A 13,864-nucleotide genomic window follows, 5' to 3' on the forward strand; every position below is an offset into this window, starting at 1 on the left:
ATGACTGCAATCACGAACTTCGTCAAAACCTTCTTCCTGCTGGAGTTGCTCCGCGGGATGAAGCTGACCGGGCGCCACTTCCTGTCGCGCAACATCACCATCCAGTTCCCGGAAGAGAAGACGCCGCTTTCGCCGCGCTTCCGCGGCCTGCATGCGCTGCGTCGCTACGAGAACGGTGAAGAGCGCTGCATCGCCTGCAAGCTCTGCGAGGCCGTCTGCCCCGCGATGGCCATCACCATCGAGAGCGACGTGCGCGCCGACGGCAGCCGCCGTACGACGCGCTACGACATCGACCTGACCAAGTGCATCTTCTGCGGCTTCTGCGAAGAGAGCTGCCCGGTGGACTCCATCGTCGAGACCAGCATCTTCGAATACCACGGCGAGAAGCGCGGCGACCTCTACTTCACCAAGGACATGCTGCTGGCGGTCGGTGACAAGTACGAGCCCCAGATCGCAGCCCAGAAGGAGGCCGACGCCAAGTACCGCTGATCGCTGCCGCGCCGTCAGGCGCGCAGTGGTCCGGCTCAGCTGGCCTGGATACGTATGGACATCACGACCATCCTCTTCTACGTCTTCTCCGGCATCCTGCTGGTGAGTTCGTTCCGTGTCATCACGGCGCGCAGCACCGTGCATGCCGCGCTCTTCCTCATCCTGTCCTTCTTCACGGCCTCCTGCATCTGGATGCTGCTGAAGGCCGAGTTCCTGGCCATCGCCCTGGTCCTCGTCTACATCGGCGCCGTCATGGTGCTGTTCCTGTTCGTCGTCATGATGCTCGACCTGAACACGGACAGCATGCGCGAGGGCTTCTGGAAGCATCTGCCGGTGGCCGCCGTCATCGGCGCGCTGATCGCCTTCGAGATGGGCATCGTGCTGATGGGCGGCTTCCAGCTGGCCGATGCACCGGTTGCCACCGCGGCCCAGGTTAGCCAAGGCAACACCAAGCTGTTGGGCATCGAGATCTACACCAGCTACCTCTACCCGCTGCAGATCGCGGCCGTGCTGCTGCTGGTCGCCATCGTCGCCGCCATCGCGCTGACGCTGCGCCGCCGCAAGGACTCGCGCGCCATGGATGCCTCCGAGCAGGTCAAGGTCACCAAGGCCCAGCGCCTGAAGATCATCAAGATGGCCCCGACCGTCGCCGCGCCGCCGGCGCCCCCCGCCGCACCCACCGAAGGAGGCCAGGCATGACCGCGATTACCGGACTGGGCGGCCTGACGCTTGGCCACTTCCTGACGCTGGGCGCGATGCTGTTCGCGCTGTCGGTGATCGGCATCTTCCTGAACCGCAAGAACCTGATCGTGCTGCTGATGGCCATCGAGCTGATGCTGCTGGCGGTCAACCTGAACTTCGTCGCCTTCTCCCATTACCTCGGGAATATGGACGGCCAGGTCTTCGTGTTCTTCATCCTGACCGTCGCGGCGGCCGAGTCGGCCATCGGCCTGGCCATCCTGGTCGTGCTGTTCCGCAACCGCGCCAGCATCAACGTCGAAGAGCTCGACGCGCTCAAGGGCTAAGGGCACCCAGATGTCTGCACAACTCTCACAGAACCTGCTGCTGACGGTGCCGCTGGCGCCGCTGGTGGGCGCCATCGTGGCCGGTTTCTTCGGCAAGACGGTGGGCCGCCGCGGCTCGCACATGGTCACCATCCTCGGTGTCCTCGTCGCCTTCATCATCTCGGCCATGACGCTGTACAGCGTCGCCGTCGACGGTGCGCGCTTCAACGCCACCCTTTACGAGTGGATGAACCTCGGCACGCTGAAGATGGAAGTTGGCTTCCTCATCGACGGCCTGACGGCCATGATGATGGTGGTCGTGACCTTCGTGTCGCTGATGGTGCACATCTACACCATCGGCTACATGGAAGAGGACGACGGCTACCAGCGCTTCTTCTCCTACATCTCGCTGTTCACCTTCAGCATGCTGATGCTCGTCATGAGCAACAACATGCTCCAGCTTTTCTTCGGCTGGGAAGCGGTGGGCCTGGTGTCCTATCTGCTGATCGGCTTCTGGTACAAGAAGCCGACCGCCATCTTCGCCAACATGAAGGCCTTCCTGGTGAACCGGGTCGGTGACTTCGGCTTCATCCTCGGCATCGGCCTGCTGGTGGCCTTCGGCGGTTCGCTGAACTACGCCGAGACCTTCGCCAAGTCCGAGTTGCTGTCGCAGATGGTCTTCCCGGGCACGGACTGGTCGCTGATGACCGTCGCCTGCATCTGCCTCTTCATCGGAGCCATGGGCAAGAGCGCGCAGTTCCCGCTGCACGTCTGGCTGCCCGACTCCATGGAAGGCCCGACGCCCATCTCCGCGCTGATCCACGCCGCCACGATGGTGACGGCCGGCATCTTCATGGTGGCGCGCATGTCGCCGCTGTTCGAGCTGAGCGACACGGCGCTGAACTTCGTCATGGTGATCGGTGCCATCACGGCCCTGTTCATGGGCTTCCTCGGCATCATCCAGAACGACATCAAGCGCGTCGTGGCCTACTCGACGCTGTCGCAGCTGGGCTATATGACCGTCGCCCTGGGCGCCTCGGCCTACTCGGTTGCCGTCTTCCACCTGATGACGCACGCCTTCTTCAAGGCCCTGCTGTTCCTCGGTGCCGGCTCGGTCATCATGGGCATGCACCATGACCAGGACATCCGCAACATGGGCGGCCTGCGCAAGTACATGCCCATCACCTGGATCACGTCGCTGCTGGGTTCGCTCGCGCTGATCGGCACGCCGCTGTTCTCGGGTTTCTACTCCAAGGACTCGATCATCGAGGCCGTGCACGCCAGCCATCTGCCGGGTGCGCAGTTCGCCTACTTCGCCGTCATCGTCGGCGTGTTCGTGACGGCCTTCTACTCGTTCCGGATGTACTTCCTGGTCTTCCACGGCAAGGAGCACTTCCACCACAAGCCCTTCCCGGGCGAGCACGACCACCACGACGATGACCATGGCCACGGCCATGACCACACGCCGCACGAGTCGCCCTGGGTCGTCACCGCGCCGCTGGTGCTGCTGGCCATCCCGTCGGTCGTCATCGGCTTCATGACCATCCAGCCGATGCTGTTCGGCGACTTCTTCAAGGACGCCATCCTCGTCAACGGGCATCTGCACCCGGCGATGGAGGAACTGGCTGAAGAGTTCCATGGCGCCGCCGCCATGGCCCTGCACGGCCTGACCTCGCTGCCGTTCTGGCTGGCGCTGTCGGGTGTCGTGACCGCCTATGTGTTCTACATGGTCGCCCCGAGCATCCCCGCCACGCTGGCCAAGGTGCTGCGTCCCGTGATCATCGTCCTGGAGAACAAGTACTTCATGGACTGGATCAACGAGAACATCCTGGCCCGTGCCGCCCGTCTGATCGGTGTCGGCCTGTGGAAGGGTGGCGATGCCGGCCTCATCGACGGCGTCATCATCAACGGCTCCGCCCGGACCGTCGGCGGCATCGCGGGCCTGGTGCGCCGCTTCCAGACCGGTTATCTCTACTGGTACGCCCTCGTCATGATCCTCGGCGTCATGGGTCTGATGACCTGGCAGCTCTGGCCCTATATCAAGCCCCAGTTCAGTTCCCTGTTCGGGTTCTGAGCGACGAGGCGGAGAACAAGAATGTTGCTGAGTCTTGCGATTTTTCTGCCCATCGCCTGCGGCGCCGTGCTGCTGGCGCTGGGGCGTGACGAACAGGCGAATGCCGTGCGCTGGATGGCGCTGGTCGCTGCCGTGGCGAGCTTCCTTGTCACGCTGCCGCTGATCACCGGCTTCGACACGACGACGGCTGCCATGCAGTTCGTCGAGACGCATCCCTGGATCGAGCGTTTCGCCATCCAGTACCACCTCGGCGTGGACGGCATCTCGATGTGGTTCGTGCCGCTGACGGCCTTCATCACCATCATCGTCGTCATCTCGGCCTGGGAAGTCATCGAGACGCGCGTCAACCAGTACATGGGCGCCTTCCTGATCCTGTCGGGCCTCATGGTGGGCGTGTTCAGCGCGCTGGATGGCATGCTGTTCTACGTGTTCTTCGAGGCCACGCTGATCCCGATGTACATCATCATCGGCGTCTGGGGCGGCCCGAACCGCGTCTACGCGGCCTTCAAGTTCTTCCTGTACACGCTGGCCGGTTCGCTGCTGATGCTGATCGCGCTGCTCTACCTGTACTACCAGTCCAACGTCATCAACGGCGCCGGTTCCTTCGACATCCAGACCTGGCACAAGCTGCCGCTGACGGGCGGCGCCCAGACCTATCTCTTCTTCGCCTTCCTGGCCGCCTTCTCGGTCAAGGTGCCGATGTGGCCGGTGCACACCTGGCTGCCCGACGCCCACGTCGAGGCGCCCACCGGCGGCTCCGTCGTGCTGGCGGCCATCATGCTGAAGCTGGGCTGCTACGGCTTCCTGCGCTTCTCGCTGCCCATCGCCCCCGACGCCGCGCGTGAATGGGCCTGGCTCATCATCGCGATGTCGCTGATCGCCGTCGTCTACATCGGTCTCGTGGCCCTGGTGCAGAAGGACATGAAGAAGCTGGTGGCCTACTCGTCCATCGCCCACATGGGCTTCGTGACCCTGGGTTTCTTCATCTTCAACGAGCTGGGCGTCTCCGGCGGCCTGGTGCAGATGATTTCCCACGGCTTCGTGTCGGGCGCGATGTTCCTGTGCATCGGCGTGCTCTACGACCGCGTGCACTCGCGTGAGATCGCCTCCTACGGTGGCGTCGTCAACACCATGCCCACCTTCGCCGCCTTTGCCGTCTTCTTCGGCATGGCCAATTGCGGCCTGCCCGCGACGGCCGGCTTCGTCGGCGAGTGGATGGTCATCCTCGGCACCGTCAAGGCCAACTTCTGGCTGGGCGGCATCGCCGCGACGGCCCTGGTCTTCGGTGCGGCCTACACGCTGTGGATGATCAAGCGCGTCTACTTCGGCGACATCGCCAATGACGACGTGCGCGCGCTGACCGACATCAACCGCCGCGAGTTCGTCATGCTCGGCCTGCTGGCCGTGGCGACGCTCTATATGGGCCTGTATCCCAAGCCCTTCACCGACGTCATGCACAACTCGGTCGTCGAGTTGCTCAAGCACGTGGCGCTCAGCAAGATCCCCGCCTGATCCGAGCAGAGGCAAGAACAATGAACGACATGAACTGGCTCGCGATCTGTCCTGAAATCCTGCTGCTGGCGATGGGCTGCATCGTCGCCCTGGTGGACCTCTGGGTCACCGACGAGCAGCGCCGCCCGACCTACTGGCTGACGCAGCTGACGCTGGCGGTCGTGGCCGGCCTGCACTTCTCCTATTTCGATGCCGGCCTCACCACCTATGCCATGCAGGGCATGGTCGTGTCCGACTCGATGGGCCATCTGCTGGCCGCCTTCGCCTGCATCGCGACGCTGATCGCCCTGGTCTATGCACGCCCCTATGCCGGCGTGCGCGAGATGCTCAAGGGTGAGCTCTTCATCCTCAGCCTGTTCGCGCTGCTCGGCATCAGCGTCATGCTGTCGGCCAACAACTTCCTGGTCATCTACCTCGGCCTGGAGCTGATGAGCCTGTCGCTGTACGCCCTCGTCGCACTGCGCCGCGACCATGCCGTGTCGACCGAAGCCGCGATGAAGTACTTCGTCCTTGGCGCCCTGGCCAGCGGCTTCCTGCTCTACGGCCTGTCGATGATGTACGGTGCCACCGGCTCGCTGAGCATCCCCGAGGTCTTCGACGTCATCTCCAAGGGCATCCCGAACAAGTCGGTGCTGGTCTTCGGCGTGGTCTTCGTCGTTGCCGGCCTGGCCTTCAAGCTCGGCGCCGCTCCCTTCCACATGTGGGTGCCCGACGTCTACCAGGGCGCGCCCACTGCCATCACGCTGCTGATCGGTGCCGCACCCAAGCTGGCCGCCTTCGCCATCACCATGCGCCTGCTCGTCGAGGGCATGATCGGCCTGGCCGCCGACTGGCAGCAGATGCTGATGGTGCTGTCCATCATGTCCCTGCTGGTGGGCAACCTGGCGGCCATAGCCCAAAGCAATCTGAAGCGCATGCTGGCCTACTCGACCATCGCCAACATGGGCTTCATGCTGCTGGGCATGACGGCCGGCGTCGTCAACGAGAGCACCAAGTGGGGCGACAACGCCTACAGCGCGGCCATGTTCTACGTCGTCACCTATGTGCTGACGACGCTGGGCACCTTCGGCATGGTCATCCTGCTGTCGCGCCAGGGCCATGAGGCCGAGGAGATCAAGGACCTGGCCGGCCTGGGCAAGCGCAGCCCCTGGTTCGCCTTGGTCATGACCCTGTTCATGTTCTCGCTGGCCGGCGTGCCGCCCACGGTCGGCTTCTACGCCAAGCTGGCCGTGCTGCAGGCGTTGGTGTCGACCAGTGTGACGGGCTACCTCTACCTGTCGGTCTTCGCCGTCGTGGTGTCGCTGATCGGTGCCTTCTACTACCTGCGCATCGTCAAGGTCATGTTCTTCGATGAGCCGACCGACACCGCCCCCATCGCCGCACCGACCGATGTGCGCCTCGTCATGTCGCTGAATGGTGCCGCGGTGCTGGTCTTCGGCCTGCTGCCCGGCGGCCTGATGGCCCTGTGCGGCCAGGCCATCGTGAAGGCCCTGTCGACTTGAAGCCCCTCGCCCAGCCTGGCGCCGCTGCACGCGGGCCCGTCCGGTCGGTTCCTCGAGGGGACGGCGATGCTTGCGGCATGAAGCCGCAAGCACATCGCCAGAGCGGGCCGGCTAGGGAGCGGCCCGGCGCTCGGCCCGCAAGCTGATGGACCAGTCCGCCGCCGTCTGGCTGGTCCTGGTTGTGGCCGTCGTCGCCGCCAACCTGCCTTACTTCAACGAGCGCATCCTGCTGGTCGGCCCGCGCCAGGCGCCCAAGAGCGTCTGGTGGCGGCTGCTGGAACTGGTCTTGATGGCCGTGCTGACCTTTGCCCTGGGCTCCGCGCTGGAAGCCCGCATCGGCCAGCGCCAGAGCCAGGGCTGGGAGTTTTACGCCGCGGCCGCCTGCCTCTTCATCACTCTGGGTTTCCCCGGCTTCGTCTGGAGATATCTGCGCCGTGGCCGAGGCTGACGACGACCCTCTGGTCGAGCGACTGCTCGAAGGCAGCCAGGTCTACCAGGGCCATTTCCTGGATGTGCGCCGCGACCGTGTGGCGCTGCCGGACGGCCGCGCAGCCCACCGCGAGTACATCCGCCATCCCGGTGCCGTCATGATCATCCCCCTGCTGGATGACGGCCGGCTGTTGATGGAGCGCCAGTTCCGCTACCCGATGGGCCGCGTGATGCTGGAGTTCCCGGCTGGCAAGCTCGACGCCGGTGAATCGCCGCTGTTTTGCGGGCAGCGTGAGCTGCTGGAAGAGACCGGCTACAGCGCCGCCGAATGGGCCTATGCCGGCGTGCTGCACAACGCCATCGCCTACTCGGACGAAGGCATCCACATCTACTTTGCGCGCGGCCTGAACAAGGGCGAGCAACAACTGGATGAAGGCGAGTTTCTCGAACTCGTCACGCACACGGTCGAGGATCTCGACCGCATGGCGGCCAGCGGCGAGCTGACCGATGCCAAGACGCTGATCGGCCTGCTGTGGCTGCAGCGCTGGCAGCAGGGCGCCTGGCTCCTGCCATGGCAACCGGCCTGATTACGTCCGAAAACATTTCGTGCATGACCTCTGGCGAGTTGTTGCCAGACCGTTAAGCTCAGGCGTTTAAGCCGCCCGAAAACCTTTCCATCCGCAGAAAGCTGCTCTCCATGACGCGTGCAACGCTGACCCTGACCGCATTGACCTTGGCCCTGACCCTGGCCCTGACCGCCTGCAACAAGGGTGGCAAGCCGGATGACAAGGCGGCCGCGGACAAGCCTTCGGCCCCGCTGTTGCTGGCGCCCGAGGACGTGCGCCAGGTCAGCCAGAGCGGCCTGATCGGCTCTCCCGTCATCACCGGTGCCATCCAGCCGGCCCGGCGCGCCGACCTGCGCGCCGAGGTGGCCGCTGTGGTGCTGCAGATCGCCAAGGACAACGGTGAGCGCGTGCGTGCGGGTGATCTCATCATCCGCATCGACCCGACCTCCATCCGCGACGCGGCCTCGTCCGCCGATGAGGGTCTGCGTGCCGCGCAGCAGAGCTTCGAGCAGACGGAACGCGTGCTGGCCCGCCAGCGCACGCTGAACCAGCAGGGCATGATCTCCACGCAGGCCCTGGAAGACGCCGAAGTGCGCCGCAACGCGGCCCAGAGCGAGCTGGCCGCCGCCAAGGCCCGCATGGTCACGGCCCGCCAGCAGGTCTCGCGCACCGAGGTCCGCGCGCCGTTTGACGGCGTCGTCAGCGAGCGCAAGGTCTCGGTCGGCGACACGGTGCAGGTCGGCCGCGAACTGATCAAGGTCATCGACCCCGCCTCCATGCGCTTCGAGGGCCAGGTCTCGGCCGACCGCCTGGGTGAGCTCAAGCTCGGCCAGCGCGTGGCCTTCCGCATCAACGGCTTCGGCGATGACGAGTTCCACGGCAAGCTGGCGCGCATCGATGCTTCCGCCAACGCGACGACCCGCCAGGTCGAGCTGATTGCCAACTTCGAGGACGCCTCCAAGGCGCCGCAGGTGGCCGGCCTCTACGCCGAGGGCCGCGTCGAGAGCACCGACCGCCGCGCCCTGGTGCTGGCCGAAGGGTCCGTGCTGCGCGAGGGCGACACCGCTTTTGTGTGGAAGCTGGCCGGCGACAAGCTCAAGAAGACCACCGTGACGCTGGGCGAGCGCGACGACCGTCGCGGCGAGATCGTCATCGTCACGGGCCTGGCCCTGGGCGACGAAGTGCTGCGCAACCCCAGCAGCAACCTGAAGGACGGCGCACCGCTGCAGCGCGTCAAGCCCGGCGCCGGCGCCGCATCGGCTGTCGCGGCAGCACCGGCCCCGGCGGCCAGCAAGTAAGCAGGAGGTCGCGAGATGTTCCTCTCCAACTTCAGTATCAGCCGGCCGGTCGCGACCGTCGTGATGGTCATCGGCCTCATGCTGATGGGCCTCATCGCGCTGTCCAAGTTGCGCGTCAACCAGTTCCCGGACGTCGAGCCGCCGGTGCTGGTCATCAACATCCCATACCCCGGCGCCTCACCCGAGACGGTGGAGCGTGAGGTCGTCAACCGCATCGAGAAGGCGCTGCAAAGCATCTCGGGCGTGGACCGCTCCAACTCCACGTCGCGCGAGGGCAGCGCCACCATCGTGCTGGTCTTCGACTTCTCGAAGAACATGATCGAGGCCGCCGACGAGGTGCGCAATTCGATCAACTCGGTGCGCTACAAGCTGCCGACCGAGATCCGCGAGCCCATCATCACGCGCGCCGACCCCGGCGCCCAGCCCATCCTGCAGCTGTCGCTGTCCAGCTCGACGCTGACCCATGCCCAGATCAGCCGCATGGCCGAGGACAAGCTGGCCGAGCGCTTCCGCGGCATCGCTGGCGTGTCGGTCGTCACCGTCAACGGCTCCCTGCAGCGCGAGCTGTCCATCCTGCTGCGCGCCGAGAAACTGCGCGAGTTCGGCGTCTCGGTCACCGAAGTGCTCGGCGCCGTGCGTGCCCAGAACACGACGGCGCCCGTCGGCAAGGTGCGGGGCGCGCTTGAAGACCAGAGCATCCGCCTGCTCGGCCGCCTGGCCTCGCCCAGCGAGTTCGAGCAGATGATCATCAAGCGCACGGGCAGCAACGTCATCCGCCTGGGCCAGATCGCCGAGGTCAAGGACGGCTTCGCCGAGATGAGCGGCTACTCGCTGCGCAACGGCCGCCCCAACGTCGGCATCTCCATCACGCGCTCGCGCGATGCGTCCACCGTCAGCGTCGCCAATGACGCGCGCAAGCTGGTCGACGAGATCAAGAAGGATCTGCCGGCCGGCACCACGCTGGAGGTGACGCAAGACGGCGGCAAGGACGCCGAGAACAGCCTGCACAACGTCACCGACGCCCTGGTCTTCGGCGCCGGCCTGACCATCTTCGTCGTCTACGCCTTCCTGAACAGCTGGCGCTCGACGCTGATCACCGCGCTGTCCCTGCCCACCTCGGTGCTGGCCGCCTTCATCGCCGTCTGGGTGATGGGCTTCTCGCTGAACTTCATGAGCCTGCTGGGCCTGTCGCTGGCCATCGGCGTGCTCATCGACGATGCCATCGTCGTGCGGGAGAACATCGTGCGGCATATGGAGCGCGGCAGCGACCGCGTGACGGCGGCGCGCGAGGGCACGGCCGAGATCGGCCTGGCTGTCGCGGCGACCACCTTCGCCATCATTGCCGTCTTCGTGCCCGTCGCCTTCATGGGCAACGGCCCCGGCCAGTGGTTCAAGCCCTTCGCGCTGACCGTCGTCGCCTCGGTCGCCGTGTCGCTGATCATCAGCTTCACGCTGGACCCGATGCTGTCGGCCTACTGGGGCGACCCCCCGGGCTATCACGAGCAGCCCAAGACCGGCTTCGGCAAGGTGCTGCAAGGCTTCAACCACTGGTTCGATGGTGTCGCCAACGGCTATGGCCACGTCATCGCCTGGGCCCTGCACCACCGTCGCTGGATGGCAGCCTTCGCCGTGGTCAGCTTCGTCGGCGCCATCGCGCTTCAGGCCACGGTCGGTGGCTCCAGCTTCCTGCCGCAGGCCGACGCCGGCTTCCTGGCCGTCGACGTGCGCAGCCCCGCCTCCAGCAGCCTGGACTACTCCAAGCTCAAGCTGGACGCCGCCGCGGCGCTTGCGTCGACGATGAAGGAAACCAAGGCCACCATGGCCTACCCGAACGCCAGTGGCGGCCGCATCTATATCGACATCGGCAAGAGCACGGAACGTCAGCGGTCTGCGGCCCTGATCGCCAAGGAACTGCGCGAGAAGGTCGCTCGTCTCGTCGGCGCCGAATACGTCGTGCTGGACGACCTGAACAACGGCGCGCAGAAGCCGGTGCAGATCCGCTTCTACGGCACCGACACGCGCAAGCTGCAGCAGATCACGCAGGACTTCCAGAAGACCATGCAGGGCATCAAGGGTGCCGTCGACGTTGGCTACTCGGAGCAGGACCCGCAGAACGAGTTGCAGATCGAGCTCGACCGCGGGCTGGCCAACCAGCTCGGCATCTCGGTCAACGACGCCGCGCAATCGCTGCGCGTCGCCTTCGCCGGCGTCGAGGCCGGCGACTGGGTCGACCCGACCGGCGAGACGCGTGACGTGGCCATCCGCCTGCACCCGAGCGACCGCGTCGATGCGGCCAATATCGAGCGCCTGCCCATCGCCGTCTCCGGCACCAACCGCATGGTGCCGCTGGACCAGATCGCCACCGTCACCATGGGCAAAGGCCCGGGCCAGATCACGCACGGTGACGGCAAGCGCACCATCACCGTCAGCGCCAACGCCCAGGGCCGCTCGCCCGGCGAGATCACGACCGAGGCCGTCAAGCTGGCCAAGGCCATCAACTTCCCGCCCGGCTTCGGCATCGAACTGGCCGGCTCGGCACGCGACCAGCAGGTCGTGTTCACGGCCATGATCACGGCGCTGCTGTCCGGCATCGCGCTGATGTACTTCGTGCTCGTCATCCAGTTCAACAGCTTCACGGCGCCGCTGGGCGTCATGCTGTCGCTGCCGCTCTCGCTGATCGGTGTCGTGCTGGCACTGATCCTGACCGGTGGCACGCTGAACCTGATGAGCCTCATCGGCGTCATCATGCTGATGGGCCTGGTGGCCAAGAACGCCATCCTGCTGCTGGACGCCACGCGCCAGGAGGAGAGGGCGGGCGTCGACCGCGAGGAGGCGCTGATGCATGCGGGCCGCAAGCGCTTCCGGCCCATCCTGATGACGACGCTGGCGCTGATCGCCGGCATGATGCCGGTGGCCATCGGCGTGGGTGAGGGCGGCGAGTTCTACCGCCCCATGGCCGTGGCCATCATCGGCGGCACCATCACGTCCACGCTGCTGACCCTGCTGATCGTGCCGACCTTCTACGACAGCATCGAGATCGCCCGCGATCATGCGCTGGCCAAGTTCCATCGCCGCGTGCCGCGCTTCACGATGGTGGGTGCCTTCCTGCTGACGCTGCTGGAAGCCCTGCTGGCCCTGGTGCTGGTGCGCTTCGTGTTCCGCCTGATCGTCAAGCTTGGCCGTCTGGTGACGGGCCGCCGCGTGACGGTTACACCAGCCGCCCAGGGTTGAGAAGATCGAGCGGGTCCAGGGCCCGCTTGATCGCCCGCATCAGCGCCAGGGCTGTCGGGTCCTTGCGTGCGGCGAGCTCCTCGCGCTTGAGCCGGCCGATGCCATGCTCGGCCGAGATCGAGCCGCCGCGCTGCTGCACGGCGTCGTAGACCCGTTCGTTGATGGCCGCCTCGTGCGTGGCCAGGAACTCGGCCGGCGCCACGCCCCTCGGCGCCTGCACGTTGTAGTGCAGATTGCCGTCGCCCAGATGGCCGAAGTCGATCACTTCGATGCCGGGCAGCCAGGCCGCCAGGGTCACGTCCATCTCCGCGACGAAGCCGGGAATGGCCGACACCGGCAGCGAGATGTCGTGCTTGATGTTCAGCCCCGCCTGCGCCTGGGCCAGCGGGATGGACTCGCGCAGATGCCAGAAAGACCGGGCCTGCTGCAGGTTCTGCGCAATGGCGGCGTCCTGCACGCAGCCGCCCTCGACGGCGGCCTCCAGCAGGCCTTCAAAGACGCCGCGGGCATGCTCGGCGCTCTCGGCGTCGGACAACTCCAGCAGCACTGTCCATTCGGCCGGCCCCAGCGGTTGAGCGAGTTGGGGCAGTTCACGAGCTACCAGAGCGAGCGCTGCTCGGTTCATCACCTCGAAGCCGGTCAGCGCATCGCCGGCGCGCTCGCGTGCCAAGCCCAGCAGGGAGACTGCATCGTCCAGCGACGCGCAGGCTGCCAGCGCGGTCAGGCGTTCCTTCGGCTGCGGATAGAGCTTCATCGTCGCCGCCGTGATGATGCCCAGCGTGCCTTCGCTGCCAATGAAGAGGTCGCGCAGGTCATAGCCGGTGTTGTCCTTGCGCAGGCCCGACAGGCCCTGCCAGACCTCGCCGGTCGCGGTGACGACTTCCAGCCCCAGGCAGAGCTCGCGCGCATTGCCATAGCGCAGCACCTGGGTGCCGCCGGCATTGGTCGCCAGGTTGCCGCCCAGCGTGCAGGAACCCTCGGCCGCCAGGCTGAGCGGAAAGAGCATCCCGGCACCAGCAGCGGCGGCCTGCACCTCGGCCAGCACGCAGCCGGCCTCGGCCGTCAGGCTGGCATTGGCGACGTCGATGCCGCGGATGCGCTTCATGCGCGACAGATTCAGCACCAGCTGGCCACCGCTGTCGTCGGGGGTCGAGCCCCCGACCAGGCCGGTGTTGCCGCCCTGGGGCACGACGGCGACGCGATGCTGATGGCAGAGCCGCATCACCGCCGCGACCTCCTCGGTCGAGGAGGGGCGTGCCACCGCCAGCGCCTTGCCGGTGTAGCGCTTGCGCCAGTCGTTCTCGTAGGCGGCCAGATCGCCGCCCACCCGCAAACCCGCCTCGCCGAGCCGCTCGCGCAGCGCGTCGAGAAAGGCGCTCATGCGAGCTTGGCCGCCGCCAGGCGCCGGCGGATCTGCGCGGTGCAGGCGGTGAAGATGACGACGCTCAACACCACCTCGCCAACGGCCAGCCATTGGCCCGACCCGCTCTCACTGGTCGAGCGCACCAGGCCTTCCAGCACATAGAGCCAGATGGCCAGGGCCAGCCAGCGGTAGGTGTACATGCGATAGCGCCACAGGCCGACGGGGGCCGCCAGCAGCGGCAGCACCTTCACGGCCAGGGTGCCGCGGCCGGTGGGCGCCAGCCACAGCTCCCAGGCCAGACACAGCAGGATCAGGGCCAGGGTGGCGCCGAACGACAGATTGCGTGTCAGCCGCTCGACGGCGGTAGGTTCGGTTCCTTCGAGGGCAGGGGACATA

12 protein-coding genes are annotated in these 13,864 nt (G+C 66.2%); 10 read left to right on the top strand and 2 right to left on the bottom strand.

Features of this window, described 5'->3' with window-relative positions; all coding sequences use genetic code 11:
- The 10 genes from nuoI to AC3WOE_RS03105 all read left to right on the top strand — a co-directional run bounded on the left by nuoI (position 1) and on the right by AC3WOE_RS03105 (position 12,105).
- A complete protein-coding gene (gene nuoI, locus AC3WOE_RS03060) occupies positions 1-489 on the top strand; it encodes an NADH-quinone oxidoreductase subunit NuoI (protein ID WP_492688171.1) in 489 nt (162 codons plus the stop codon).
- A gap of 54 nt (positions 490-543) precedes the next feature.
- Complete coding sequence (locus AC3WOE_RS03065; protein WP_492688173.1) at positions 544-1,188, top strand: NADH-quinone oxidoreductase subunit J; 645 nt, start codon at positions 544-546, stop codon at positions 1,186-1,188.
- Positions 1,185-1,514: an NADH-quinone oxidoreductase subunit NuoK gene (gene nuoK, locus AC3WOE_RS03070; protein WP_492688175.1), complete on the top strand. Its 330-nt coding sequence runs from the start codon at positions 1,185-1,187 to the stop codon at positions 1,512-1,514. Before AC3WOE_RS03065 ends, nuoK begins: the two co-directional genes overlap by 4 nt.
- A gap of 10 nt (positions 1,515-1,524) precedes the next feature.
- On the top strand, positions 1,525-3,567 hold the full coding sequence (gene nuoL, locus AC3WOE_RS03075; protein WP_492688176.1) for an NADH-quinone oxidoreductase subunit L: 2,043 nt from the start codon (positions 1,525-1,527) through the stop codon (positions 3,565-3,567).
- A 21-nt stretch (positions 3,568-3,588) separates the two neighbouring features.
- A complete protein-coding gene (locus tag AC3WOE_RS03080; RefSeq protein ID WP_492688178.1) occupies positions 3,589-5,079 on the top strand; it encodes an NADH-quinone oxidoreductase subunit M in 1,491 nt (496 codons plus the stop codon).
- 20 nt (positions 5,080-5,099) lie between these two features.
- Complete coding sequence (gene nuoN / locus AC3WOE_RS03085; protein WP_492688180.1) at positions 5,100-6,581, top strand: NADH-quinone oxidoreductase subunit NuoN; 1,482 nt, start codon at positions 5,100-5,102, stop codon at positions 6,579-6,581.
- A gap of 145 nt (positions 6,582-6,726) precedes the next feature.
- Positions 6,727-7,029 carry a DUF2818 family protein gene (locus tag AC3WOE_RS03090; RefSeq protein ID WP_492688182.1) on the top strand — a complete coding sequence of 101 codons (303 nt, stop codon included), beginning with the start codon at positions 6,727-6,729 and terminating at the stop codon, positions 7,027-7,029.
- A complete protein-coding gene (locus tag AC3WOE_RS03095) occupies positions 7,016-7,597 on the top strand; it encodes an NUDIX domain-containing protein (RefSeq protein WP_492688183.1) in 582 nt (193 codons plus the stop codon). The genes AC3WOE_RS03090 and AC3WOE_RS03095 overlap by 14 nt, the downstream gene beginning before the upstream one ends.
- A 110-nt stretch (positions 7,598-7,707) precedes the next feature.
- The gene (locus AC3WOE_RS03100) at positions 7,708-8,874 is read left to right on the top strand and encodes an efflux RND transporter periplasmic adaptor subunit (protein WP_492688185.1); all 1,167 of its coding nucleotides are present in this window, start codon (positions 7,708-7,710) and stop codon (positions 8,872-8,874) included.
- Between the two features lie 15 nt (positions 8,875-8,889).
- Positions 8,890-12,105: an efflux RND transporter permease subunit gene (locus AC3WOE_RS03105; protein ID WP_492688187.1), complete on the top strand. Its 3,216-nt coding sequence runs from the start codon at positions 8,890-8,892 to the stop codon at positions 12,103-12,105.
- Here the strand turns inward: AC3WOE_RS03105 and AC3WOE_RS03110 are convergent.
- Positions 12,083-13,486 (bottom strand): FAD-binding oxidoreductase, encoded by a 1,404-nt coding sequence (locus AC3WOE_RS03110; RefSeq protein ID WP_492688189.1) that lies wholly within the window; start codon positions 13,484-13,486, stop codon positions 12,083-12,085. The genes AC3WOE_RS03105 and AC3WOE_RS03110 overlap by 23 nt on opposite strands.
- A complete protein-coding gene (locus AC3WOE_RS03115) occupies positions 13,483-13,863 on the bottom strand; it encodes a DUF2069 domain-containing protein (RefSeq protein ID WP_492688191.1) in 381 nt (126 codons plus the stop codon). The genes AC3WOE_RS03110 and AC3WOE_RS03115 overlap by 4 nt, the downstream gene beginning before the upstream one ends.
- Position 13,864: the final 1 nt, after the last annotated feature.

The organism is Roseateles sp. FW305-36 (assembly GCF_058787015.1).